The organism is Metabacillus crassostreae (genome assembly GCF_016908395.1).
In the GTDB taxonomy this organism is placed as follows: Bacteria; Bacillota; Bacilli; order Bacillales; family Bacillaceae; genus Metabacillus; species Metabacillus crassostreae.
Genome location: NZ_JAFBDU010000001.1, coordinates 1,019,105 through 1,045,003 on the forward strand (window position 1 = coordinate 1,019,105; position 25,899 = coordinate 1,045,003).

Annotated in this window: 24 protein-coding genes and 1 pseudogene; 7 read left to right on the plus strand and 18 right to left on the minus strand. The window is 31.2% G+C overall.

The genetic code is table 11. The features are described from left to right. Positions 1–247: 247 nt before the first annotated feature. Positions 248–2,020 carry a glycosyltransferase gene (locus tag JOC75_RS05485; protein WP_204953064.1) on the minus strand — a complete coding sequence of 591 codons (1,773 nt, stop codon included), beginning with the start codon at positions 2,018–2,020 and terminating at the stop codon, positions 248–250. A gap of 212 nt (positions 2,021–2,232) precedes the next feature. Between JOC75_RS05485 and JOC75_RS05490 the strand changes: the two genes are divergently transcribed. Further along, positions 2,233–2,949, plus strand: coding sequence for a glycosyltransferase (locus tag JOC75_RS05490; protein ID WP_204953065.1), 717 nt, complete (start codon positions 2,233–2,235; stop codon positions 2,947–2,949). Positions 2,950–2,975: 26 nt separating this feature from the next. Here the strand turns inward: JOC75_RS05490 and JOC75_RS05495 are convergent, their stop codons facing one another. The 3 genes and pseudogenes from JOC75_RS05495 to JOC75_RS05500 all read right to left on the minus strand — a co-directional run bounded on the left by JOC75_RS05495 (position 2,976) and on the right by JOC75_RS05500 (position 6,043). Beyond that, positions 2,976–4,085 (minus strand): YheC/YheD family protein, encoded by a 1,110-nt coding sequence (locus tag JOC75_RS05495; RefSeq protein ID WP_204953066.1) that lies wholly within the window; start codon positions 4,083–4,085, stop codon positions 2,976–2,978. 281 nt (positions 4,086–4,366) lie between these two features. Next, positions 4,367–4,785 (minus strand): annotated as a pseudogene (locus JOC75_RS24470) (YheC/YheD family protein). A 541-nt stretch (positions 4,786–5,326) separates the two neighbouring features. Continuing rightward, a complete protein-coding gene (locus JOC75_RS05500) occupies positions 5,327–6,043 on the minus strand; it encodes a glycosyltransferase (RefSeq protein WP_204953067.1) in 717 nt (238 codons plus the stop codon). 211 nt (positions 6,044–6,254) lie between these two features. On the opposite strand from JOC75_RS05500, the gene JOC75_RS05505 reads away from it, so the two are divergent. After that, positions 6,255–7,049 carry a YheC/YheD family protein gene (locus JOC75_RS05505; RefSeq protein ID WP_204953068.1) on the plus strand — a complete coding sequence of 265 codons (795 nt, stop codon included), beginning with the start codon at positions 6,255–6,257 and terminating at the stop codon, positions 7,047–7,049. Positions 7,050–7,077: 28 nt separating this feature from the next. On the opposite strand, the gene JOC75_RS05510 is transcribed toward JOC75_RS05505, so the two are convergent. Further along, positions 7,078–7,716, minus strand: coding sequence for a hypothetical protein (locus JOC75_RS05510; protein ID WP_204953069.1), 639 nt, complete (start codon positions 7,714–7,716; stop codon positions 7,078–7,080). Between the two features lie 405 nt (positions 7,717–8,121). Between JOC75_RS05510 and JOC75_RS05515 the strand changes: the two genes are divergently transcribed. After that, entirely contained in the window at positions 8,122–8,679 is a 558-nt protein-coding gene (locus JOC75_RS05515; protein WP_204953070.1) for a DUF2179 domain-containing protein, read from the plus strand. A gap of 675 nt (positions 8,680–9,354) precedes the next feature. On the opposite strand, the gene JOC75_RS05520 is transcribed toward JOC75_RS05515, so the two are convergent. Further along, positions 9,355–9,855: a phosphatase PAP2 family protein gene (locus JOC75_RS05520; RefSeq protein ID WP_204953071.1), complete on the minus strand. Its 501-nt coding sequence runs from the start codon at positions 9,853–9,855 to the stop codon at positions 9,355–9,357. Between the two features lie 205 nt (positions 9,856–10,060). Between JOC75_RS05520 and JOC75_RS24185 the strand changes: the two genes are divergently transcribed. Further along, complete coding sequence (locus JOC75_RS24185) at positions 10,061–10,186, plus strand: hypothetical protein (protein WP_275580252.1); 126 nt, start codon at positions 10,061–10,063, stop codon at positions 10,184–10,186. 126 nt (positions 10,187–10,312) lie between these two features. Here JOC75_RS24185 and JOC75_RS05525 read toward each other — a convergent pair whose 3' ends face one another. Further along, complete coding sequence (locus tag JOC75_RS05525; protein ID WP_204953072.1) at positions 10,313–11,644, minus strand: DEAD/DEAH box helicase; 1,332 nt, start codon at positions 11,642–11,644, stop codon at positions 10,313–10,315. Between the two features lie 282 nt (positions 11,645–11,926). On the opposite strand from JOC75_RS05525, the gene JOC75_RS05530 reads away from it, so the two are divergent. Beyond that, complete coding sequence (locus JOC75_RS05530; protein ID WP_204953073.1) at positions 11,927–12,199, plus strand: hypothetical protein; 273 nt, start codon at positions 11,927–11,929, stop codon at positions 12,197–12,199. Positions 12,200–12,497: 298 nt separating this feature from the next. Here JOC75_RS05530 and JOC75_RS05535 read toward each other — a convergent pair whose 3' ends face one another. Both JOC75_RS05535 and JOC75_RS05540 read right to left on the minus strand, forming a co-directional pair. After that, entirely contained in the window at positions 12,498–14,066 is a 1,569-nt protein-coding gene (locus JOC75_RS05535) for a fatty acid--CoA ligase (RefSeq protein ID WP_204953074.1), read from the minus strand. 226 nt (positions 14,067–14,292) lie between these two features. After that, a complete protein-coding gene (locus JOC75_RS05540; protein ID WP_146946574.1) occupies positions 14,293–14,490 on the minus strand; it encodes a hypothetical protein in 198 nt (65 codons plus the stop codon). Between the two features lie 529 nt (positions 14,491–15,019). On the opposite strand from JOC75_RS05540, the gene JOC75_RS05545 reads away from it, so the two are divergent. Beyond that, a complete protein-coding gene (locus tag JOC75_RS05545) occupies positions 15,020–15,178 on the plus strand; it encodes a Fur-regulated basic protein FbpA (protein WP_204953075.1) in 159 nt (52 codons plus the stop codon). Positions 15,179–15,570: 392 nt separating this feature from the next. Next, a complete protein-coding gene (locus JOC75_RS05550; RefSeq protein ID WP_204953076.1) occupies positions 15,571–15,714 on the plus strand; it encodes a hypothetical protein in 144 nt (47 codons plus the stop codon). Positions 15,715–15,761: 47 nt separating this feature from the next. Here the strand turns inward: JOC75_RS05550 and JOC75_RS05555 are convergent, their stop codons facing one another. From JOC75_RS05555 to JOC75_RS05595, 9 genes are all read right to left on the minus strand, one after another. Beyond that, positions 15,762–16,742 (minus strand): aldo/keto reductase, encoded by a 981-nt coding sequence (locus tag JOC75_RS05555; protein WP_204953077.1) that lies wholly within the window; start codon positions 16,740–16,742, stop codon positions 15,762–15,764. 101 nt (positions 16,743–16,843) lie between these two features. Further along, complete coding sequence (locus JOC75_RS05560; protein ID WP_204953078.1) at positions 16,844–17,941, minus strand: glycoside hydrolase family 18 protein; 1,098 nt, start codon at positions 17,939–17,941, stop codon at positions 16,844–16,846. A 38-nt stretch (positions 17,942–17,979) separates the two neighbouring features. After that, positions 17,980–19,119 carry a hypothetical protein gene (locus tag JOC75_RS05565; protein ID WP_204953079.1) on the minus strand — a complete coding sequence of 380 codons (1,140 nt, stop codon included), beginning with the start codon at positions 19,117–19,119 and terminating at the stop codon, positions 17,980–17,982. Then, positions 19,103–20,443: a F390 synthetase-related protein gene (locus JOC75_RS05570; RefSeq protein ID WP_204953080.1), complete on the minus strand. Its 1,341-nt coding sequence runs from the start codon at positions 20,441–20,443 to the stop codon at positions 19,103–19,105. Before JOC75_RS05570 ends, JOC75_RS05565 begins: the two co-directional genes overlap by 17 nt. Continuing rightward, positions 20,436–21,287: an MBL fold metallo-hydrolase gene (locus JOC75_RS05575; protein ID WP_204953081.1), complete on the minus strand. Its 852-nt coding sequence runs from the start codon at positions 21,285–21,287 to the stop codon at positions 20,436–20,438. The genes JOC75_RS05570 and JOC75_RS05575 overlap by 8 nt, the downstream gene beginning before the upstream one ends. After that, positions 21,277–22,269: an NAD-dependent epimerase/dehydratase family protein gene (locus JOC75_RS05580; protein WP_204953082.1), complete on the minus strand. Its 993-nt coding sequence runs from the start codon at positions 22,267–22,269 to the stop codon at positions 21,277–21,279. The genes JOC75_RS05575 and JOC75_RS05580 overlap by 11 nt, the downstream gene beginning before the upstream one ends. Further along, complete coding sequence (locus tag JOC75_RS05585; protein WP_239589293.1) at positions 22,266–23,432, minus strand: ATP-grasp domain-containing protein; 1,167 nt, start codon at positions 23,430–23,432, stop codon at positions 22,266–22,268. The genes JOC75_RS05580 and JOC75_RS05585 overlap by 4 nt, the downstream gene beginning before the upstream one ends. After that, on the minus strand, positions 23,422–24,411 hold the full coding sequence (locus JOC75_RS05590; RefSeq protein ID WP_204953083.1) for a beta-ketoacyl-ACP synthase III: 990 nt from the start codon (positions 24,409–24,411) through the stop codon (positions 23,422–23,424). Before JOC75_RS05590 ends, JOC75_RS05585 begins: the two co-directional genes overlap by 11 nt. Positions 24,412–24,638: 227 nt before the next feature. Then, positions 24,639–25,835, minus strand: coding sequence for an EAL-associated domain-containing protein (locus JOC75_RS05595; RefSeq protein WP_204953084.1), 1,197 nt, complete (start codon positions 25,833–25,835; stop codon positions 24,639–24,641). Positions 25,836–25,899: the final 64 nt, after the last annotated feature.

The window sequence follows — 25,899 nt, forward strand, 5'->3', positions numbered from 1 at the left end:
ATGATAAAGGAGCTATTTGGCTTCTTTATTTTTTTGAACTTAAATTTATGACTCTAACCATATAATTAGTACAAGCTAAAGTCCAATTCCCCCCCTCCTGACTTTTACCAAAACTCAGACTTCTGGAGTTAAATCTTAAGTACTTCTTTTACATTTCATATATTTCTTAAACAATAAAAAATGCCGCTTAAACGGCATTTTTTATCTTCACCACAAGTTAAATGCAACTTATTTTTATCTTACATGTCTAATTTTTTTCACCTATATCACTAATCATATTTAAAAAATTTTCTGCATACTTTTCTGGGGAAAAATTAACTTCAATATGCCTAAAACCATTTTGTCTAATTGTTTCTCTTAGCTTAATATTTTCCATAAGTTCTGTAGCTTCTTCAACTCCTTGGGGGATATTTCCTATTTCGAAAAATTTCCCTGTCAAATTATGTTCAATAAAACTTCTTACTCCATCAGAATCAGTTGATAGAACTGGACAGCGACAGACCATTGCTTCAAGAACAGCATAACCAAATCCTTCTACCTTAGACGTAGAACATAGCAATCCACCAGAATCACCTATAATTGAAAAAAATTCAGCCATTTTTCTATGAGGTTGGTTGGCGTAAATCGTTAGATTTTGTCTTATATTTAGATCATCAACCATTTTCTCAAATGCATCCCTCTCATTCTTTTCTGCTAGTGTACTATCCTCAAACATCCATAATTTAATGGAAGAGTTATTTTGAATTAACTGTGCTCCAATTGTTAGAAAATCTCTCCAATTTTTATTCTGTTCCAGCCTTCCTACCCATCCTATTATAGGATTATCTTCTTTAGGGTATAAGTGATATTTAAATTCTGCTGTATTGAAGCAATTATGAAAACAGTATCTTTTTTTAAACGGAAAATTCTTTTGCAAAGACTTAAAGAGATGTGGTGTTTCTGGAAATAAAAGTGCATCACAATAATCATTTATAATGTCTGCGTTATTTTTCAAAAAATGATTTGCAAATTTTATATTAATTCCTAACCCTTGAATTTCATAGATTAGTTTCCCTTTATATCCAAAGTTACATATTTTCTTTAATAAGTTTAGATCTGAACAAACAACAATAGCATCATAGTTACCATTATTAATAATATCCTTTATTTCATCATCATCATTAGTTATAAAAGTAGCAGTTTCCATCTTATTCTGTAACCCTACTCCTTCCTTAGAATAGAGGAAGTGACAATTAACTCCATGAGAACTGAGAGCAAAAAAACGTTGCCGATTTAAGGTTTCGACCCCTCCACTTGGTATATAATATGTGAATAGAATATTTTTTCTATCATTTGTTCGTTCCTGTGATTCATTCCATATTGCCCCATTTATTATTCCATGATTCTGATTTTTAGTAGAATCGTGCACAATATTTCCATTTCCTTCATTCATTTTCCAGTAACCAAAAAGACCCTGTTCATTACCTGAAAGATCATTATTCATATTTTGGATGATCTCTCCCTTTGTTCTTGCAGTATTCCAAATTCTTATTTCCTTAACAAACCCTATATAGCTTCCAAATGGAGGAGTACCACCGAAAACTCCTGAAGGAACAACAGTATTTCTTATACTAGTCTCCCCTTTCATGATTTTTTTTCCATCTAAAAATAAGAAAGGTGTTTTATCTCTATATACAATTGCAATATGAGTCCAATTTTTTATATCTACTTTTGCTACTAGTGTAGCGGGTAAATAATTCTGTGAATGTTCAAACACCGCTACCCCATTTGTACCAACTGATACCCCTACACCTGCACGAGAAGAATCTTCATTAGCAACCGAACCAAACATTGGGAAAATAATAAAGTTTTGTCCCTCAACTCTCGAAACTTCTTTCTTTTTTTGTGTCTCAATAACAATAGAAGCCAACGGCTTTGCCCAAAATTCTATTGTAAAGTTATTTATTACATTACCAAATAAAAGTTCCTGAGTTTCTACAAAGCTATTATTATCAAAAGAGAGAAAAACATTGTTTAACATAATAAACCTCCTTACCAATTACGTTCTGTGTCACATAGTAGCTTATAATTAAAATAAAGCATTAATTAAAATCTATCCAAAAGAGAAGTGAACATTTGAAATTTGCAGCAATTATATGATTAAGACATAAAATCTGTCATATATTTAAATAAGTAAAAGTAAAAATGAATAAAAATGAAAACAATAATTTATTTATATATATGGAGGTTGAGATGGAAAAAGTATCTATAATTATTCCTTTTTACAATTGTCAATATATTGATAAAGCTATTGAAAGTGCCCTTAGTCAAACTTATCAAAATAAAGAAATTATTGTCATCGATGATGGTTCATCTAAATATATAGATAAAATTAATCCCTATTTAAAATCAATAAAATTCATTCAAAAAAGGAATGGAGGTACAGCTAGCGCTTTAAATACTGGGATTCAGCATGCAACTGGGGAATATTTTACTTGGTTAAGCTCTGATGATTTATATAAACCCGAAAAAATTTCTAGACAAATTCAATTTATGAGAGATATTGGAGCAAATGTTTCTTACTCCCCATATATTTTAGTGAATTCACAAGGAGAACAGTTGCAGCAGATCGATAAATATTATCAGAATAAAATTAAATTACTAAAAGCTGCTTTAAGATTTTGTCCTGTTAATGGCTGTACTGTCATGATAAAGATGAATGTATTTTGTCAAATTGGTTTATTTGACGAGACACTCCGCTATGCCAATGATTATGATATGTGGTGCAGAATACTCCTGAATTATGACATTTATTATTTGGATGAGGCTCTTGTTTTTTATCGTAAACATGAAGAAATGGGAACAATAAAACATAAAAAAGAGATAATTTCAGAAACTAAACAGGTAAAAAATAGATATAATAAACAACTACGAAAATACATTTCGAAACTAAAAAAACAGAGTCATTAACTCACTAACATACCTCTATTGGCTATTTAATGACCGTCATCGATTTGTTTAAAATTATGTTTAAATTTCTCTAGTAAAAAATTCGCAAATTTAATAGGTGTAGAATGAGTAGCTTCCCACTCTTTTAACAGATTGGCTTTTCGGAATGTGACCCTTAAATCCCTCCCATTGCATTCTATAAACATCGGTACCCCTTCATTTGTTATTCCAATATCTAGTCCGAGATCTGCTATATTTGATACTTCACCTTCAATCTGTTGAGCTACACTTAAAGATAATAATTCAATATCTTTATATACTTGCAAAATATCTAAATGGGGTAATTCTCTAAGAATTTCTTCTAATGGAAAACAACTACCGCCTTGAGCAACATTGGTAATAAATTTACCTTTTTTAGCTACTTTACAAACAATTCCCGTAACTTGCCATTCTCCAGAACCATTTTTTTGCACCGAAACCCTTAAATCAAAAGGACTGCCTTTATAAAGTGATAGTTCAATTCTTTTTTGAATAATATTTTGATGAGCAGTCAATGCATCCTCTAACATTACAGGCCATTTATTAGAAAAATGTTCCTTTATTAATAGGTTTCTATTGTGATATTTTAATTCCCAATTTTCATTCTTTATCCTTTTAAGTTTTAGTATATTTACACCTAGACTACTACTGTTTGGCTTTATAATTAATTCGTTATATTTTTTCATCATATACCTCAAATTTCCTTTTGAAGCTTTAACCGTTTCAGGTACAAATGGAAGTAAGTCTGGATTTTTTATCAGTATTTTATGAATAGCTAATTTTGTGTAACGATTATCTTCATTAAAAATAAGAATTCCTTCATTCTGTAATAGCTTAATTTTATTTTTTTCTTCAATATTGTTAGTAAATATTCTATTGTGGATGATCTGTGGTTTGGGGATTGTTGTTAGTTTATAAGAATTATCACTTTGTTTTAAATAAGCTTTAATATTTTGCATACCTGGATTTATATCTTTTAACTGAAAATAACAAGGTACAATATTTAATGATTTTCCTATCTTTTCATAAAATATTAGATTTTCATAGTATGTCTTTCCTAGTTTAATTCCTTTATAAACTGATGGTCCTACAATTATACCAACATACCTATAAGTCACATTAACCCCCTCCATTAACCTTCTCATTCACAATACTTATTTATTCCTGTTAGAAGCCTAACTATGCTTTTTCATATTCAAATTGTGTTGTAATAAGGAGTTTCAAGCAAATTCTCATTCCACATTTTACTATTAAAACCATAATCCTTATTAACATGTATATCTGAATCTACAATTACATCTACAGCATCATCATCAAAAGTACCGAACTTTTTATCTATCTGTTCACATTACTTCATTACAGTGTTTAAATATCTTTTCTTCCAGCTCTTTATTTTTTTCTATATTAAAATTAAATATTTTTGGATAGCCTTGCAACCATTTAATAATTTTTCAACGTATTTAAGATTTGTAGCAATTGCACCTTTTTTAGTTAGCCTCCCACTCATACCCTGACAGACCAACTTCTTTAATCCATTTTTTTGAACATGGACTCGAAAATCAAGGTTCTGATTTGTATTGAACGGTATAATTGTCTTTTGGATAATATATTCTTTCTCCATTCTTTCATTAAAGTTTTAAACTTAGTTTTCCTGTTAATTACCGTCACAATTTTTTTAGGGTCTATTAGATTTATTCTTTTTTGATTATCAATTGTTACTCTATATATTCCTTTTCCCACATATCCATTAGACGGTTTTATATAAACTGATCTATATTGATTTATCATATTTCTTATTTGTTTCTCACTTACTAATATTTCTGTATGAGGGAATTAGCTGTTAAATTTTTCATCCTTTTGAGTTTCTTTTACAATAACTGCTTTTAAGTAGTAGAACATTAATTGCCCTATGTTTACTATTTTTAATAAATATTGTTTTCGAATTTGCTCAATTGGAACCGATCTAAATACTGAATTAGGATAACGAAAATCACCAATTTTCCAACGGTTTAACGGGCTCTTATTATTTGGATCATAATAATAGCCTTCTATTTTACAAGCGTAAAGTTTAATGCTTTCTTCTGCACAAACGAACAGTAAACCATTAAATTTTCGTAATGTCCAAACCTTAGCTTTAACCTCTCTAATTTTTCAAGTGTCATTAACAGCTTGCTTCTATATGCAACTATTGCTATTATGGGACCGAATGTATTAAGGATGCTCTGATACACAATATTTATTTTCTTCACCTCCTTCTTTGATTATAGTTTTGAACCTGATGTTTTATAGTTATTCCATATCAAATAGATCAAGGATAGACTACTATCTTTAAAGCAGTAATTTCGTTAAATTTTAAATTTCATTTTTCGTCAACATAATTCTTATAGTCTTCGGAAAAGGCTACCCTTTTTGACGTTTTAAACAAATAGTCGTCTGTTGGCTGCCAAGTATGATTCTTTTCATCTTCTCTTAAGATCGCATAATTATAACGACTAGTAGAACAGATTTTATATCCTTGTTTTTTACAATTTTGAAGAAACTCTAAACATTCACCTAAATTTTTATCTGGAAATTGTATTTTTTGCAACAAACTCTTCGTTGTGAAAATTGTAGCTCCTTGAAGTATATTTACCTTGCGCATTTCATTACCTACAAATCGAACTCTTATCTCTTTATTATTTGTTAAATACATAAAGCATGTTCTTTTACCAACTACTGCAGCATTCAACTTCTTCATTACTGTTATTGATTCAGTCAAATATTTAGTTCCATAATAGTCATCATCATCAAACTTAGCAATATACTTGTATTTTGCTTTTCCCACCCCGTAATTTAAACATTTTCCTAGAGTCATATCTTCAGAAAGCTTAAAAACTGTTACTTGATGATATCTCTCCGCTTCTAATTCCCATTCTTTCAAATCCATTAAATCATTGTTTAAAATGATAATTAGCTCCTTTATAGACCAATCTTGCCTTAAATAATTATCAAAAATATTCACCAAACAATTTATTCTATTTGTTGCGATTATGACTGATATGCCTTCTTGATGTGTATCAACGTCTTCATTACTCACTTTTACTCACCTCACCTTAATTTCCGTACCATATTTTAATAATTATCAACATACTATATTCAAGAAAACTTGTTTTCGTTTCAATTCATCATCTTCTTGATAACAAAACATTAAAAATGTTTTATAGCACAGTACAAATACCCCACAAACCTCTTATTCTGAAATATAAAATTAACTTAACTATTCAATTAATTAATAAAGGAGAAACATAATGAATGAATATAAAATAAACAATAAACTTCATAAATATCAATTAATGAAAAAAGATCCAGAGTTGGCAAGATTATTACCGGATACAAGACAATTCACTAAAGACAATTTTTTTTATTTTATAGAAAAATACAAACAAATCATTATTAAACCTACTCTAGGGTCACATGGTAAAGGAATCATTATAGTTTCAAATGTAGGTTGTAAAGAATATGAATTACTTATTTTAAATAAAAAGAAATATATTCGTGGAGAAAATAATCTTTATTGTTTTATTAACAAAAGTAGGAGCAAAAATATGATCTATCTTATCCAAAACTTTATATCTTTAGCTAAGATCCAAGGGAGATCTCTAGATCTCAGATATATATCACAAAAACACAAATGTAATTGGTTAATCACAGGAAAGTATGCGAAAGTAGCAAAAGAAGGATATGGAGTGACAAATTTTGAACATGGATCTACTATCTTAACAGTAGGTGACGCATTGCAAAAAGCAGAATTACCCAATCTTAATATCGAAAAATTACTTGGAACACTAGAATTATTAACTATATCTCTTTCAAAATGCTTAAGTAATTACTTTAGAAAACATTTAATATGGGGCAGTGATATTGGAATTGATGTAAATGGAGATGTATGGATAATAGAGGTGAACTCTGCTCCACAAACAAATGGATTTTGTGAGTTAGACTCCTTAAAGCCAATGTATAAAACAATCGAAAGTCTTAAAAAAGGGAGAAGTAATACTTGTCATCTAACAAAAAAGATTACCCCCAATAAATCAAATGAGTAATCTTTTCTAGTTTAACTTATTAACTTTTTCAAGAATATCTAAGTGGATTAAAAGCAGTCATATTAGTAGGTGCTTGCCCTTTTGGATAATACTTATTTATTAACTCAGAACTTGATTTAAACTGTGATTTCGATGATTGCTTTACTTTTCTTTTTTTACTGCTTTTCTTTACTAATTTATCTGGTGGTGTAACTCGTTGAATTGTATCATGAAAGGTAGTTCCATTTTGTTGAATAAACTGGTTTTTATTTGCAAACTCTATATTTCTTCTTTTCTTCTCATTTCCCTTTGATTTAACATCATCTTTAGCTGATATTTCAACGTCTTCTTTTCCTCTTTCTAATTCTTTAATTTCATTTCGATATCCAATTATTTCATCATAGTATATTTTAAGTTCATTTTCTAATTGTAAAATTTTACTTGTATTATCCTCCTCTTTCTCAAAATGAGTTTGAATTCTCTCATAGATATCTGTTATTTGTTTTTTACTCATAAAACCTTTTTCCTCTGTTCGAAGTATATTGTTATTCATATTGTCAATCAAATTTTCATACTTGTTTAATCTTTGCTGTAAATCCTTTATCATACCTTCTAATATTTTTATATTTTCGATATAATCTGTATGGATTACATTTCCATTATCATTTTTCCAAATATTGAAAGCCATTGGTATCACTCCTTTTATAAGTCCCTATGAATACCTATTCTCGACAAAACATATACTGATTAACATGAGATCAACTTATTTTCCACTTTCCTCCCTTTTCACTTCTCTATTTTCAAATATATGTATGGATTATAAAAAAGTGATGATTATATAAGTTACATATCTTTCTCATACAAAGTACAAAAATTGTGTGTTGGTTATTTAACAAAGAATTGGCTGACAAATGTTGATGCAACATAATTATTAGGGCATATTTTACTTTTCTAACTGCTATCCCAGCAGCTTTTTCATTTATTATCGTCTAATATTGACTAAAAAACTTTTCATATATAATCATTTTCTAATTTGATTTACTCAAAAATATGTTATGATTTCCGTATTAATTATTAGAAAGGAATTTTTAAGATGCTTCTACAAGCTTTACTCATTTTTATTTTGCAATTAATTTATGTCCCAGTTTTAACGATTCGAACGATCCTTCTTGTTAAAAATCAAACAAAATCAGCAGCAGGTGTTGGTCTCTTTGAGGGAATCATTTATATTGTGAGTCTAATTTTTGTTTTTCAGGACCTCTCAAATATGTATAATATCGTTTCTTATATCGTAGGTTTTAGCGTTGGTTTACTACTCGGAGGAGCCCTTGAACGAAAATTAGCCATTGGATACATCACGTATCAAGCAAATATCCTTGAGAAAAATATGGATTTAGTAAATGCTTTACGCACGGCAGGGTTTGGTGTAACTGTATTCGTAGGAGAAGGAATTAATACTCCTCGATATCGTCTTGATATTGTTGCAAAACGTTCTAGAGAAGATGAACTTTTAGAAATCATTGATAGATACGAGGAAAAAGCATTCTTAATGTCATATGAAATACGTTCATTTAAAGGTGGCTTTTTAACTAAATCAATGAAAAAAAGAGCACTATTATTCAAAAAAAAAAAAAATGAATCCCACCAATAATAAAATTTAGGATTGCCTTTAATTTACGACAATGTATACAAATTAATTTGGCAAAAAGATTATGTTTTTGATCATTCTAAGAGAGCAAAACCTATTTGCTCTCTCTTATATTTACCAAAACTAAAATCCAGCTAGGCTTTAAGCATATTACACAAAGGAATAATCACATCTTTTTGGTCAAATTTTTTTCCATTATCTCCGCTTCATAGTCACATTGAAATCTTTATCAACCACTATATCAAAAGCAAGATCACTTAAATGATTTCCTATAGAATCAATCTATTTGGCTACTTCTATGCAAATATTGATCATTTTAACCAGAAGTTTAAACACTTTTTGGCTATTCAACCCATAATACTTTGCAAAGGCAAATTGACTCGGAACAACTTCTTTTCTATTAGTGATTACTATTAATCCCTTTTTTTCGCCATTATACCTGGTGAAACCCACTCTTTTTCCTTATTTTTCAGTAAGTATATACGAAAATCAATATATATTCTACATGAATATTAAAGCCTGTTTTTCAACTCGAAATGTAAAAGAATGTGCGAAAATCCAGTATGTTTTTAGTTAAATCTAGCTAAGGTAAGACCCTAGCTAGATTTAAGACTTAGTAAATCGTCCCCTAGTAGTCGATTGAATGAATGAATAAATGAACATACTTTTTTTATAAAGCTATTTAATAAAAATTAGCTTCATAACAAGACTACACAAACTACCCAATATTCCACCTCTAACAGCATCTAATGGATAATGTACACCTACCCAAACACGTGATAGCCCCATAAACATCGATAAAATAAACAGGTATTTGCCTAATACTTTATTAATCATATAAATCAATGTTGAAATAGAAAATGCAAATAACGTATGTTTGCTCAAGTATGAAGAATCAAGCTTCGAAGAGAGTAAAACGTTTGCCTGCCGAGTAATAAATGGCCTTGGTCGATACTTTATTTTCTTCACAAGGAAAATCACACAATAATTCAACAGCATAATAAATGCAGATGTAAAAAGAAAATTTCGTCTTGTCCTCTTTGGCTGATAAATTAAAATGAAAATGAAGGCTATAGGATAAATGTATCTCATTTCATTTGATGCGTAGATCATTAATTTATCTAAAAGTTCACTTTTCCCTGCCATTTTGTTAATAAATACAAATAACTTTTTGTCCATAATTTCTCTCCTAGTTAAAGATTCTAGATTTAGTATGAGCAATAAGTTAGTTTGTAATGTTGTTAAAAAATGGTAAGGTGACTATTGCTATAGTAAATTAAATTACCAATCTCGACATTCTCATACACCAACAATGAAAATAAAATATTTTTTTTATAATTGTGCACAATATCTATGAGAAAAATGAAGGGAGGAAAATCCACCAATGACGAATAAAAACGATAATAGAGAACGTAAAAACAAATATCCAAATAATAAAAAGAAGGATGCGGAAATTTCTAAAGAGATTAATATAAGAAGCGAAATAACAAAAAAAGACTTAGGTAAATAAAATTAATACCCCAAAGAGTACCAATCAACAAAAAACAACCTAGTAAGACGTGATTATATTTGTTCATCACATCTTATTAAGTCATTGTGTTGGTACTTTAATTTGGGGCTATCTTTTTAACTGGAATTATCTACCTCTTCTATTATCTCTACCCGATGAAGTTCGACCGTTTCGATTTTGATTACCTTCTGTTTGTTTATTTCTTGAAGATGTGTTTCTTCCTTCTTTATTTCTTCTATTGCTACTTCTACTACCATTACTTCTTCCAGCAGGATTAGGACGTCTGGATTTTTTTATTTCGGTTTTTCGTTCTTGAGCATAATCCTCACGATCAGGTACACTAACTCCTTTGATTACCTGCTTTTCTAATGATTGATTTATGCCTTTTTCAATCATTTGAAGAAATTCAACATCTTTAGGAGCGACTAATGTATACGCAACACCCTCTCCACCTGCACGGCCTGTTCGTCCAATTCGATGAACATAGCTTTCCACATCATGAGGGATATCATAGTTAAATACATGTGTTACTCCTTCAACATCTAAACCTCTAGCAGCTACATCTGTCGCAACTAAAAATTGAATTTTTGCGTCACGAAATCGTTTCATTGCTTTCTCTCTTTTTGCTTGTGTTAAGTCACCGTGTAATTCATCTGACTCAAATCCATTTGCAATGAGTGCCTCTTGAAGCTTTTTAGCTCTAATTTTAGTTCTACAAAAAATAATCCCTAGAAATGGTCGTTGCTCTTTTAATAGATGAATCAACGTATCTTGCTTTCTTCTATCTGTTGTTTCAATGACAATTTGGTTAATTTCTTCAACAGTTACTTTCTTTGCTTGTATTTGAATTGTTTCTGGATTGTTCATATATTTCTTAGCTAATGCACGTATTTCACTTTGCATCGTAGCTGAAAATAACATAGTTTGTCTTGATGAAAGTGTTTCATAAATAATATTCTCGACTTCAGGTAAAAAGCCCATATGTAACATTTGATCTGCTTCATCTAACACAAACATTCTTACAGTTGAAAGATCAATCGTTCCACGTCTAATATGATCGAGTAATCTCCCAGGTGTTGCAACAACTATGTGCTGTGAGCCTTTTAGTTTTTTTAGCTGTTGCTCGACATCTTGCCCACCATATACAGCGAGTACATTCACACCTTCAAGGTTTTCAATCATTTTCTTCGTTTCTTTCGATATCTGTTGTGCCAATTCACGTGTAGGGGTTAAGATTAACGCTTGAACCTCTGAGCTCTCTACATCAATTCTCTCTAGTATTGGAAGAACAAATGCAAGTGTCTTACCAGTTCCAGTTTGTGCTTGAGCAATTACATCTCTTCCCTCAAGCACAAGAGGAATTGTCTTTTCTTGAATAGGTGTAGGATTTATAAGTCCTAAAGACTTTAATGTATGATTAATTTTTTTTTGAATTCCCAATTGTAAAAAATCTGGCAAGCTGATCACATCTCTTTTCTATTTTAATTCTTATTTTGACAAAGGCTTATTAACTATAGCACATTAGATAGTATTTTACAGATTGAATATATTTATCATATATCATTTTTATAATACTATTTAATAATTCTCCTCTGGTAATCTTGTCTTATCTTATTTGTATCAGAAATCCCCATTTTTTTAACAACTTCATTTTCCAATACATAATTACAAAGTTGTCCTACATAGTCTTAAAGGTGGTTTAGTTTAAAAGGAGGTTTAGTTTAAAAGGAGGTTTTTTAAATGTCGAATAGTAAGGAAGAAAGAAATACTGGATTAATTAAAGGTGTTGCAAAAGAAGCTAATGATTTTGTTCATAACACTGTAGATACTTCAGGAAAAATTGTGAAATCAGTTTCTGGTGAAGGTGGTCTCGTAGGAAAAACTGTTGACTCTTCAGGAAGAATTGTTAAAAAAATTTCTGACACAGGTAATAATGTGATAGGTCAAACCGTTGATAGTTCTTCAAGAGTATTTAAAAATGTAACTGATAAAGCATTTAAAAAGAAGAAATAAAATACATTGAATAATACTTAAAATGGCTCTGTTAAACTTTGTTGTTGATTTCCGTTACAGCATTCGCTTTCCCGGAGCCTCCCGGCACAAGCACGCAACACGCTTCTCTATGCAGGAGTCTCATATATTCACCTACAATCAACTAAGTGCTAAAAAATCAACATTAAGCTTTAACATAGCCTTTTAAAATATGGAGCCTTCTATTGTTAATGAAGGCTCTTAATTAATTTCTTCAGAATAAGAAAAATACTGTTGTTTTCTCTAAGTAAATTAGACCTTCAGGGCGCATTTATAAAATTTAAAGTTTTTTAATTTCTTCATGCTGTAAATGCTCACGTAACAAAAACTTCTGTATCTTACCACTTGCATTTCGCGGTAATTCTTCTACAAAGATATATCGTCTTGGTCTTTTATAAGGAGCAAGTTTCTCAGAATTTTCACAAAACAGTTCAAGCTCCTCAGCAGTTACATTTTGTTGCTTTTTCACCACAATTGCAATTACACGCTCACCCCAAAGTTCATCAGGCTCTCCAAGAACAGCCACATCTAAGACTCCATCATGCTCATAGAGGAAATCCTCTACTTCACGTGGATAGATATTTTCTCCACCACTTATAACCATATCATCAACACGATCTGCGACATATAAATATCCATCATGATCTACATAACCTAAATCACCAGAATGATACCAGCCTTTATATAATGCTTTTTCAGTTGCTTCTTTTCTATTAAAATACCCAATCATCATGCAAGGACCTTTTACTATAATTTCTCCAACTTCACCTGCTGGTAGCATATCCTCTGGCTCTGATGGTCCATTATCATTCGGTTTAACAATTCGAATTTCGTGATTAAAACAAGCTCTTCCAGCTGATCCAGCTTTTGTAAGCTGCTCTTCTTTGCCTAAAAACGTTATTGCCGGTCCCATCTCTGTCATACCGTATGCTTGTACAAGGTCTATTCCTAACCTCTCTTTACATGCATTAACCAAAATTGGCGCCATTGGGGCAGCTCCGTATAAACCTATCTTTAATGAAGATATATCATAATCATCAAGCTTTTCTTCAAGTAGCATATTCCACATAGTAGGTGCAGCAAATAACATTGTTATCCGTTCCTCTTTTATTTCTTCAAGAACTTTGTTCGGATCAAAATGATGGATAATTACATTTGTAGCACCAGCATGAACACGCGGTAAAAAACTACAATGAAGTTCAGCACAATGAAACATAGGCGCAGTTACTAGTCCTATAACTTCAGTTTTAATACCTATTGAACTTATACAAATTAAACTTTGTTCAACCATATCACGATGTCGATGCATCACGCCTTTAGGACGACCCGTTGTTCCACTAGTATACATAATAGCATAGGTTTCATTTTCAGACAGATCTAAAGAGGTAGGATTAGTAGGTAAAGCAAGCCGGGTAATTTCATGATAGCTAGATGCATAGGAAGGGATTGGTTCATCAATTGACCAAAAAGTCATATTTGGAAATTGTGCATGAATTTTTGTTATCTCGTCTTCAAGAGCCTTCTCGAACATAATAATCTTAGGTGCAGCATCTTTTAAAATATAAGCTATTTCTTCAGCTTTTAAACGAAAATTAATTGGATTAAGAATTGCCCCAATTTTTGCAGTCGCAAAATACACTGTAGCTAGTTCATACGTATTAAATAACAATGTTGATACCCTATCACCTTTCCTAACTCCTGCAGAAGATAAAGCATTGGCAAGTTTATTTACCTGCTCATTCCACTGATTATAAGTCCAACGAACATTTCTAGTACGATCTACTAGAGCTAATTTGTTACCGAATTTCAACACTGTTTGTTCAAATAATTCACCGATTGTTAAGTACATACTCATTCCTCCCTTACCAAGAAAGCGGTTACATAATATTTTAACTTAAGCTCTATATATGTTTATTTCTAGCCCAGAAATGAAATTCCTTGTTTTTTTTAAAATGTTCCGTTATCTTATTTATTTCTACAAAGACATTTAACTTTGTGAAGGAATCAACAGTGAAACTATAAAAAATTCAAAAAAAACCTGAGTTGAATCCTATAGGATTCAACTCAGGCTCAGCTTAACTACCCATTTTTCTTCGAGTATTAGAAGGCTTTTTCGATTGTTGGCTTTTCATTTTTTGATTAGCACCTAGCCCTTTATTCTTTGATTGATTACCATTTTCTTGAGCTGACTTCTTATTAGCGAGCTGTTGCTTCATAAGCTCTTGCAAACTTACCTTCTTTTTTTCTGATGTATTTTGATCATTTTTTTCCATGATTAATCTCCTTTTATATCAAATCTCTTTATTCATTATAATATATATTAAAGATTTTAACACCTATCTAAAATTATAAACATTATGATTATAGATTATTTAATGATCTTACCTTTAAATAATAATATTTGGTTATCAATATTAATAAATTTAATAGAACAAATATAATTTTTGATAATACGAATGATTTTAACTTCTCTTATATAAATTAACTTTGGTTGATTGAATTATATATTGGAATCACTGCAATTTTTTCAATTATTTTTTTTAAAAATTTTTCCGAAAAATTTTTTCTTGAAATTTAGTTAAGCGTATATTGGGATAAATATATTCGTTCCTTTCACTATAACTCAGCTGTTTCCTTTAAGATACACTAAGTTATTCTACAAATTATACTTAGTTCAAAAAATCACTTCTTTCTCATGAGCTCAAGTTAAATGTGACAATAGTTTCAAATCATCTACATTGACATTTTCCAATAAATTCTTTATCATTATATTGTAAACGCTTACAAATAAGAGGTGATGATATGTATAATGTTTCAAATTTAATTAATACATCAAAAGTAAAGATCATCGATGCTCTTTTACTTAATAATATTTATAAAATGCCTGATGGAAGACAATTTTATGAAGCATCAGAGGAAGAGCTAGCAGACGTTCTATATATTCACAAGCAGGAACACTAAATATCCACTAAGGGTTAGAGTCAAAATATGAATCTAACCCCTATATAAATTAAGCAGGTTTTCCTTTTCTATACCGCCTCTCGAAATAACTTTTTAATTATTAGGCTCTGTTAAACTTTGTTGTTGATTTCCGTTACAGGCATCCGCTTTCCGCGGGAAAAAAGTACCTTTTTCCCTAGGTCTGGGAGCCTCCTTGGCGCAAGCACCTGTGGGGTCTACCATTGACACGCTCCTCTATGCAGGAGTCTCATGTATTCACCTCCAATCAACAAAGTGCTAAAAATCAGGATTAACCTTTAACATAGCCAATTATTAAATAATGATTTTGATTAATAAATCTTTTCATTATGAGAAAAACTAAACGTAGTTATTAAGAAAGAAGGGTTTTTGAGATGAAAAAGGAAGAAAACTGCATAGAAGAAGAAGATTACATAAGTCATATGCTAAATGAACAAATTACAAGAATTTGTGTGACAGAAGAAGTTGAACGAATGAGAGAAGAAAGTGATCATAATGAAAAAGACAATGAGATTTAATAATCCCATTGTCTTTTTCATTACACATTGTCCATTTTACTATAGATTTACGGCATTTTTTGTCCACGAGCTGATGTAAATAATGAATACCATTCCTCACGAGTCATTTTTTCAGATTGATATACTGCTTCAGCACAATTGGATATACGTTCAGGATTTGTCGTCCCGATAACAGGCTGAATGAATACAGGATGTCGCATTAACCAACCAAGAACTATTGCTTCTTTCGTCGTATTTTTCTCATTAGCCATCTTCTCTACTAATTCAATCGTCTTTAGATCAGCTTCTGATAGGTTATCCAGCTTGCGCCCAGTATACATACCATTTGCTAAAGGCGACCATGCCTGAAGCTGAACATTCTCCATACGACTGAGCTCCATTATTCCATCTGCAAAGTTTACACTGTTACCAGCTTTTTGATTCACTAATATCCCTTGCTTCACAAAATCATTTCTTTTTAAACTCATTTCAAGTTGATTCACAACCATTTGCTCAGAGGTGTATGACTCAATTAACTTTATTTGTGCAGCATTCATATTGGAGACTCCAAAGCGACGAACTTTTCCTGAAGTTTTCAATTCTTCAAATGCTTCTGCTACTATCTCTGGCTCAATTAGTGGATCTGGTCGATGTAAAAGCAATATATCTATATACTCTGTATGTAATCGACTTAAAATAGCGTCAACAGATGATAATATATGATTTTTTGAAAAATCATATCGCTGTGGTCCTATTTCATCTTGTAAGCGGATACCACATTTTGATTGGATAATTATATTTTCGCGTAATGTTGGTGAAAGCTTTAGTATATCACCGAAAACCTTTTCTGCTTTTCCCATTGTATAGATATCTGCATGATCAAACATAGTAATCCCAATAGCTTGAGCTGCATCAATTGCTTTTTCTGCTTTAAGAATATCTTCACTTGTAATGGGATCTGAATTCCACCCACCACCAAAGCCCATACATCCTAAAATAAGACGACTACTTGTAATTTCACGTTTTTGTAACGGCATAATTGATTTCATTACAATCCTCCTCAGGTATTTAGTTTAACTTGTTTAGACTATACTAATTATTCTTCCAAGAAAATAGTTGTATGATATGATCCTAAAATAGAAAAGACCCTTTACTTATTAGCGTGTACCTCTGCTATCACATTGATTAAACTTTGATCTCCAGGAGCATCATGACCAATTTCCCATATCATCATCCCACCTAAGCCATTGTCACTAGCTAATTTGGTTTTTCTTTGTATCGTTTTTATACCATTATAATGATAAATAACTTGATTAATAATCGCCCGATCTCGTTCTGAATTTTTAATGTTATGTTGAATGATTTCGTTGTAAGCTAATTGAGCCTCATTTTCTTCCTCTGGCTGTGCATAAAAAGGAACACCTAAAACAAGCTTATTTCTTGGAATATCAAGAGAATCAAACATACTTGTCCAATAATTTACAATATCCTGCGTGAAGGAGAAAGGTGATAAAAAAGCTGCATCATATTGATCATCCCATTGCCCATCATACGCCATAATATTTACATGATCTACATATTTAAACATCTCTGTATCATATACAATACTTTTAACTTCTTCACCTGTTACACTATTTACTTTTGAATAGACCGCAATTGAAAGCTCCTTTGAATCTTTATGAAGTTGCTTGCTTAACTCCTGAATAAACGCTAGCAATACCTCTGAATCATTTTGTGTCCGTGGATGCTCAAAATCGATATCAATGCCGTCAAGATCCTGCTGCTTTGTTATCCTCATTATTTCACTGATCAGGTTTTTGCGAGAGAATTCCCGTGATATCGCCTCTTTAAAATATTCATAAGACGTACCTCCCTGAATATGATACCAGCCCCCTATTGCTAGAAATACCTTAGTGTTATCTTGATCTACCTTTTCTTTAATAATTTGCAAATTTGACATTGCTGCTTCTCCATTCATCAGAAGCTTTCCATCTTTGGTAGGATGTGCGAATGAAAAGATAACATGAGTAAGCCCTTTTAAATTGATTACTGATGGATCACGAAAATCCTGTACATATCCAATAATCTTTGTTCCACCAATTTCAGGTTCTTCTTTCGTCATAATATAATTTCTTGGATTTTGTTCATTTTCTAATTTTTCAGGAACTTTTGTGAAATAGATCCCAAGAAAAAATCCTCCAACAAAAACAATAAAAATAATAGAAAATAACAAGTATTTATTTTGCAATCACATCCCACCCCCTTTACAACATATTCTTCCCAACATCAAAACCCTTTTTTCTTCGCAAGAGGCTCTACAATTTTATCCATTATAAATTTAACGATCTTCCACGACAACTTCTTGCTTAAAGATAAATGCTTTTGATAAAAATAAGTGTATTCATTTTCTTGAACAGATCCACGTTTTCTTTTGAATTCACCAGCACCAGCACTACGATGTCCTATATAATGGTGATCCATAATTTCTTGAGTAATAAGAAACGAAAGTACCCTATATAAGCCATCGCTTTTCTCTCTTGTTGATTCGTATCCTAAAATAGGTGTTGTTAATACATTATCTCTGATTAACATGCCAACAATTCCTAAAACAATGTCATTTTTACAGATAAGCTTAAAACTAAATAATTGATTTAAATAGATATTTCGATAAAAGTCCAATGTAAACTGAGGATTATTAGCAGAGTATTTTTGTATATATAAGGAATTATAAAGCTCTTGAATTCTTTCAATATCCACTTCTGCTACTTGTTTCACTTGATAGTCTTTATTTAAAATTAACTTTTCATCTTGTTTGAGTAGTTTTTTTTGTTTAGCAGAAAGCTGGTTTTCTTGATTTTGATTAAATAAATAGATGGAGCGTGACATTACATTTTGATAACCTATTTCTTGCAGAAACTTACTTATGTTTTGGTGTAAGCTATTGTTTATAGAACGAAAAAGAATTGTATGTTGTTTAAATTTCTCCGTTAAAAAGAGCGTTAACCTCTGCAATTGATCAAAGGAAAGAGAAGGTTCTAATAAATTTGTTGATAAAAACCAATTATTCACAACAACTACTTTATTGATATTACTTTTTTGTAAAACAAAACCCAAAATATCAATAATAGCTCCTAAGAGTCTTTCGAGGGGTTTATTATAAAGCTCCCATAACTCTTCCTTTGCATAGCTTATATAATGAGTAAAAGGTGACGCTACATATGAATTGGTAAACTCAGTGTCATTAACTGAAAGTGGAAGGATAAAATCATCTATCTCAACTAAGTAAAGATCAGCTTTAACATTTTCAATGAATTTAGATATCCCATTTTTCATTAACGGCTCGAAATATTGTTTGATCAAGCTACCATCTTTTTTACTTTCCCAATCAATTTCATCCATTGTGAGCTCATCATACATTTTGATCATGATGATTTTCCTTTATAAGACTTTCAATCCGCTTTAATTTCTTATCTGAAGGTTTTAGATCATATGTAAGAAAAGAAAAAGAGGGTATAATTAATTCATATGATTTCCAAAGCTTGACCATTTCTGCCCTCACATCCTCTTTCACTTCCTCTAGTTGTCCATTCACTTTTAATTGAATATTGATGTTCAGCATATCAACTTGTATTACTTTATATTCAACAATCTTATCTGAAGCAAACATTATAGCTCTTCTAATAAAATCTGGAAAAAGAGTACATATATCAGAACTTGTATTTTTTAACCCCCAAAAAAGATCATCACAACGACCATCAATTCTTTCCAAAGCCAGATAAGGAGATCCGCATGGACATGATGTTTTGCTTTCAATTAAAATATCATTTAAGCGATATCTAATAATAGGCTGTGTCGTTCTGGTAAAATCAGATATTATCGGTACAAATATTCCTTTTGCTTCATCTAAATATTCTTTATGTATCATGACAATATCTTCATTCATATGAAGAGTTCCATGTGAACAAGTAGCCGCTAAAAATCCTTCTGTACTTTGATAAACTTGATGAAGCTTTTGATTATATATATTTTCAATATAATATTTATCTAAATCCTCTAACACTTCTGCAACTGAAACAATTTTACTAGGAGTTACATTAATTATTTTTTGCTCCTGCCACTCTGCGAGTAATCTTAAAAAAGAAGGAGGACCTATGATTATTGTAGGTTGAAGATCATTTAGCTTTTCTTGATGTGATGCAAATTCATCTAGTAAATCAAAATAGTGAAATGTTATTCTTCCATTCTCTGTTGATGAGTACAAATTATTATTTGCTCTTAAAAAAAAGGCTATTTTATGCCGCTCAAATAAATGTCCTGGAAGTAATTTTGCTAATACCGTTCCAACCCACTTTGCTGATTCTTTATCACTGATAAGAAATATCCCCCTGTTTCCACTAGTACCTGATGAAAGACCAATTGAAATTCCGTTAAGCTTTGGCGAAAAATCCCTTGTCTTTTCAGCTTCTAATGCAAGCTGATAGGCTTGATCTTTATTCATATTAGCTGTATTTAATGTATTGAAATTTTCCATCATTTCACGTTTGGAAATAATCGGAAGATGCTCCAGGTTACCATCAAAATGCGTTATTTTAGCTTGATAAAACTCCCTATAAAAAGCTGAATGCTTAAAAACAAACTCCATATGCTTTTTCATTTGTATTTTTTGGTAATGCTCTAATTGTTTACGCGTCTTAAATTTTCTAAGATATTTTGTTTTAAAATAATGCTTCATTATTTCTATTTTATTCATAAATATATCCTTCTTTTGCAAGATTCGCAGTTTTTTTGCAATGAGTAGGTAAGATATCAATTTCTGGTGCTTGTTTTGACAATTCATGAAGCTTCAATACATTATTTTTATAAGAATTTACATCTTCAATTAATAAATGTGCAATTCTATGAGGAAAAATAGCATTTTCATATGCTTCACTTACCCAAATAGCATCAGCACAAAGTAATACTCTTTTACCACTATGAAGCTGAACAAAAAGTCCACATTGTCCAATTGCATGTCCAGTTAAATCAATTGCAATCACAGAGCAGTCACCAAAAAGATCTCTTCCCTCATAAAAAGGTCCATAGCTATGGTCTAACTTAATTAAATCACAATCATTAATGTACTTTATTCGTTTTTCAATATCCTTTGGTAATGTCTCTAATAAACAGCCCTTCATCAGAGCCTGTAGGTTTGTTAATCCGCTGATATTTGTATACGCTTCTTTAAATGTTAGGATATTTGCCTTAGGAAAATCCTTTAAGCCAGCTGTATGATCGCCATGAAAATGCGACAAGATAACCGTTGAAATTTCGTCAGCACTTATCCCATCTGACTCCAATTGGTTTTTTAACGACTGTTGCTCCCCAAAGTATACAGGTGTTAATTTCGAATATATGGAATAAGGAAATTTTTTTGTTTCTTGAAAAAAATATGAAGCATATCCTGTATCAAACAATATATATCCTTTTTCTGGATGTTTTAATAATGCAGCAGTAGCTGAAAATGTGATTGTTTTGAGAGATTTTTTCGGATTTACGACTTTCTCTGGATGAGTACAATATCCGCACTCATATATTTTCAATGAATTAATTGGCATATTGTTTCCACCATTCGGTAAATTCCTGTGTGCCTTCTTCTATTGTTACTGCTGGTTTATAGCCTAATTCTTCTTTTGCTTTTTGAATGTCTAGTGTTTGCGATTGGGAAAGCACACTAACTGTATATCTTGTGAGAATTGGTTCTTTTCCACCTAGGAAAATCTTTGAGCTATATTCTAGCAATTGCGCAATAAGAAGCGCCTTTTTGTAGGAAATCTCTTTATATGTAAATTCCTTATCTAGTTGTTTCATTACATCTTCTAAAATTGTATATAAATTGACTCGTTCTCCATTTGTTATATTGTATTTTTGTCCTATTGTTTCATTACTCGAATTCATACATAAAAGTAATGCATCGACAACATTTTCAACATACGTTAAATCAATCTCTACATTGCCACTACCGATCCTTGGAAACATACCTTTTTCGCAAACCTTAATTAACCTTGGTAATATTGCGTTATCACCAGGTCCAAAGATTGCCCGAGGTCGAATGATAATTGTTGGAAGTCCTTCTTGAAATGCTTTGTCAATTTCAATTTCTGCAAGATATTTTGTTTTTGCATAATGATTCACAAACCTCTCTGGCAAGGAATCAGTTTCCTTCACATTTACTCTTTCATCATAATAAAATGAAATACTTGGTGTTGAGACATGAATAAGTCGTTTTACATTTGCCTGTTTACAACCTTCAATCACATTTTTGGTTCCCTCAACATTCGCTAAATAAAAATCTCTATATCTTCCCCAAGGTGATGAAAGAGCACCACAGTGGAAAACAATTTGTTGGTTCTGGCATAGCTGAAGAATCTGTTCTTTATTTTCTAAGGCTGCCTTTTTAAAATGTATGCCCTTAGTTGATAGAAATCTACCAATATCAGAATTACGACCAACTCCTGTAACATGATAGCCTAATGATACAAGTCGAAGTGCTAATTTTTGACCTAGAAAACCGGTAGCACCTGTTACTAAAACGTTCAAAGAATTTCACCATCCCAGTTCATATCACTTGTTGATTGTGTAAGCATGTTTTGTTTATTTCTTCTACTTTCTGTCCACAGTCGGAAAATACTAACGAATTGATAAAAAAAAGGAATTTTATCATAACTTCGAAACGTGATATCTTTGTAGAAAATCAAAATATACATCCAGCGTTTAAATGTTTTTAGAGATTTTATTTGTTTTGTTCCGTATAGAAGTAAGCCCAGTTTTATTGCTTCCTTACTATCCTTTTTGGGATATATCAATTGTTTGTTTTCGTTTGTAATAACATCAGTTAATTCATAATCTAATAAGTGTAAACCACTAGTTGCTCTTGGATTACATTCTATTGGAATTGCACGGTTAAATTCATCAATAATAAAATCAAATGATATCTGCCCAGTAAAATGGAGCTTTTTTACAATAGAAGCAACTAACAATTCAATATCATTTCTATCATGGTGTTCAAAAGAAAGTGTTGCACCTATACCAGCAGAAAATTCAGTTTTATAAACTGTATGTGCTACAAGTGTCCCTTGCTTTGCTATTGAATAAGAACAATATTGCTCTCCCTTTATCTTTTCTTGAAGAAGCCATGTTGAATGAAAAGAAACATCGTCTGGTAATTCGTTAATAGAATTTATAAATAAAACAGAATCACCAAACCTTGAAAAAACCCTTTTTGCAACTAATTCTCCATTTACTTTATTTTCCAAATCTTTCAATTTCGTTTTATTTGTTAGTAACCATGTTTCAGGAACCTTGTATCCTAGGTTCTTGAGCAAACTGATACACTTATATTTATTATGTAGCACTAGTAGCTTTTGAATATCATCAACAAAAACTTCACAATATTTACTTAGCTCCTTTCGATATTGCGCTATATAAAAAATTTCCTCACATGTTGGTAGCAGTAGATCAATATTGTTTTGTTTAATAATTTTCTTCAATGCTTTAATAAATTCTAACGTTTTATATTTAGGTGACGGTAAAAGGTAGAATTCAAAAATACTATTCGACTTTTTCGATATTGCATATGAAACACTATCTGCTGCATATACTTCATATCCTGCTTTCTTGAACATTCTGCATAAATGAAGACTTACTGGAGCTCTCACACCTGTAATTAATACCTTTTTTGTCTTTGATAATTCAATACTCAAGAATTATTCCTCCAATAGATAAACCAGCAGACGTTCCTAGTAATAAGATATAATCTCCTCTTTTAATTTTATCTTGCTTTACCGCTTCATATAAAGCCATCGGAATTGACGCTGCAATCATGTTCCCATAGTTCTTAATAATATTCATAAATCGATCTTCTGGAACTTCTAGTTTTTTTCGAATGATCTTCATTGCGGATGCACTCGCTTGATGAGGAATAACAAGGTTTATATCAGACATTGATAAACTTGTATTTTTAAATAAACGCTCTAAAAAAGCTGGTAAATATTTATATGACAATTTAAAGATCTCTCTGCCATTCATATCAAAAAGAAAATCCCCAGCTGTATTTTCATCATAAAGTCTCGGATGGATTTTAGTTCCTCCTCCTCTTATTTCTGACAAATGTGCTCCTTCACTATACGTTTCCATATGTGAACTAATTATTCCAGATTGAGTAGTGGATTTCGTTAATACAACAGCAACTGCACCATCCCCAAACAAAATACTACTTTCCTGTTGTGACCAATCCAAACCAACAGAAGATATTTCAGAAGAGATTAGTAATACATTTTTATATTGTTCTGCTTCAATTGGGAATGAGATTAAATCCATGGCAGTTACAAAGCTTAAGCAAGTGGAGTTTACATCAAAACAAGGAATACCAGATTGCTCAAGACCTAGCTGTTTTTGTATTAATGATGCAGTACAAGGAATTGCCTGTTCAACCGTCCCACTCGCACTGATTATACAATCAATATCAGATAATGTTAGACCTGCCTGATCTAATGCATTAATTGCTGCATGAGCCCCCATATATGAAGCTGTTTCTTCTTCTATAAAATACCGTTTCTTTACACCTGACTTTTTTTCGGACCAACCATTAGGAGCAGATATTTTGCGATCTATCTCGTCGGAATGGACTGTTCTCTTTGGTACATACGTACCAATACCAATTATTTTTATATGACGTTTCATTACTAGCACCTCAGAAATATTTCTTATTCTATTATTAAATTAGCTTTTTTGAACCTGTAAGATAAATCCTTTAATAACCCCTGATCTTAAGCTATCTAACAGTGAAAAGGTAATAGGAAGATATTCATATGTTATTTTACCTCTTATTTCTTATTTGGAAAATACTATCTTTTAGCTATAATAAAATAAAAATCCTAGAGTTAACTAAAACCCTAGGATGAAGAAATTTATTCATTTACAAGAATATCAATAAAAAGATAGGCATTTTCAGTTATTGGGTAAGAAAAGGTCTGAACAGCCTCACCTGATTCAATATCACTATACGTATCAGATAGAATACCTTTTGATTCTTCGTCCATTCGCACTAAGTTTTCAATAAAGAATGGTCTCCAACTCCAATTTCTTCCTTTATAATCATTGTTTAGAATCCAAACGTCATTATTTTTCGTTACATTTGAAGAAATTTGATAGCCATGATCATCTGTAATATATATTCTTAAACAAAAGGAATCTAATTTTCTAGCAACATTTATAGTCCAACTATCCAAATCAAATACATCTTCCATTGGTAATTCCTCAATTATTTTCTCTACTTCAAAGTTTAAATGATAAGCAAGACGATACTCAGATTGATATTTCTTCCTTTCTAACTGGATGAAGTTATAAATATCCTTTTTAAAGCGATCTTTAAAGGTTTTTTTCTCTAAAAACGAAGAATCTGGTTTTGCTAAGAAATATCCCTGGTAATAACGACCATTATTTTTCCAAGAATAGTGAAACTGCTCACGATCTTCTACTGCTTCAAACAGCAATTCAGCACCAATTTTACGGGATAATAATGCTAATGAATATAAAACACCATCATATGAGGTTGAATGTTCATGATTTTTAAGTGCCTGAATGTCAACTTTAAGAATATCTGGTTCAAGCAAAGCTATTCGATCGAGATTGCTAGCCCCAATCCCTACATCATCAATCGCAATTTTCACACCCAGCGATTTAAGCTTTTTACAAAGAGTTACAACCTTGTGCATAACCCCTTTAACATTATGCTCAGTCACTTCTATGACAATTTGAGAAAGATCTAAACCCTTTTTTTGATATGTGATCAATCTAGATAGGAGACTCTCATCTTGATCTATTAAAATATGATTAACATTAACATTAATAAATAATAGTGTTTTCTCATTGTGCTTTAAAAGATATTCTAACGCTACTGTTTGTATATATCCATCCACTTGCAAACTAAATTCTATAGGTACAGTTGGATCATGGAAAAATGCTCCAAGACTCTTTATTCCATTATTTGTTTCAATTCTTCCCAAAACTTCATAGCCTATAACCATATGACTGTCTGCACTAAAAATGGCCTGATAATAAGGCTTTACTTTACTCAAATCTGTTATGATATCTAATGCATTCACCTAATCATCTCCGACAAAATAATAAACTTATTCACATGTTAGTAATTATAACATAGAATGTCAA

Bases quoted from the DNA above. Each gene is read 5' to 3' on its own strand.
- JOC75_RS05485 (WP_204953064.1), bottom strand. From the start codon at position 2,020: ATGTTAAACAATGTTTTTCTCTCTTTTGATAATAATAGCTTTGTAGAA.
- JOC75_RS05490 (WP_204953065.1), top strand. From the start codon at position 2,233: ATGGAAAAAGTATCTATAATTATTCCTTTTTACAATTGTCAATATATT.
- JOC75_RS05505 (WP_204953068.1), top strand. From the start codon at position 6,255: ATGAATGAATATAAAATAAACAATAAACTTCATAAATATCAATTAATG.
- JOC75_RS05510 (WP_204953069.1), bottom strand. From the start codon at position 7,716: ATGGCTTTCAATATTTGGAAAAATGATAATGGAAATGTAATCCATACA.
- JOC75_RS05515 (WP_204953070.1), top strand. From the start codon at position 8,122: ATGCTTCTACAAGCTTTACTCATTTTTATTTTGCAATTAATTTATGTC.
- JOC75_RS05520 (WP_204953071.1), bottom strand. From the start codon at position 9,855: ATGGACAAAAAGTTATTTGTATTTATTAACAAAATGGCAGGGAAAAGT.
- JOC75_RS24185 (WP_275580252.1), top strand. From the start codon at position 10,061: ATGACGAATAAAAACGATAATAGAGAACGTAAAAACAAATATCCAAAT.
- JOC75_RS05530 (WP_204953073.1), top strand. From the start codon at position 11,927: ATGTCGAATAGTAAGGAAGAAAGAAATACTGGATTAATTAAAGGTGTT.
- JOC75_RS05535 (WP_204953074.1), bottom strand. From the start codon at position 14,066: ATGTACTTAACAATCGGTGAATTATTTGAACAAACAGTGTTGAAATTC.
- JOC75_RS05540 (WP_146946574.1), bottom strand. From the start codon at position 14,490: ATGGAAAAAAATGATCAAAATACATCAGAAAAAAAGAAGGTAAGTTTG.
- JOC75_RS05545 (WP_204953075.1), top strand. From the start codon at position 15,020: ATGTATAATGTTTCAAATTTAATTAATACATCAAAAGTAAAGATCATC.
- JOC75_RS05550 (WP_204953076.1), top strand. From the start codon at position 15,571: ATGAAAAAGGAAGAAAACTGCATAGAAGAAGAAGATTACATAAGTCAT.
- JOC75_RS05555 (WP_204953077.1), bottom strand. From the start codon at position 16,742: ATGAAATCAATTATGCCGTTACAAAAACGTGAAATTACAAGTAGTCGT.
- JOC75_RS05565 (WP_204953079.1), bottom strand. From the start codon at position 19,119: ATGATCAAAATGTATGATGAGCTCACAATGGATGAAATTGATTGGGAA.
- JOC75_RS05570 (WP_204953080.1), bottom strand. From the start codon at position 20,443: ATGAATAAAATAGAAATAATGAAGCATTATTTTAAAACAAAATATCTT.
- JOC75_RS05575 (WP_204953081.1), bottom strand. From the start codon at position 21,287: ATGCCAATTAATTCATTGAAAATATATGAGTGCGGATATTGTACTCAT.
- JOC75_RS05590 (WP_204953083.1), bottom strand. From the start codon at position 24,411: ATGAAACGTCATATAAAAATAATTGGTATTGGTACGTATGTACCAAAG.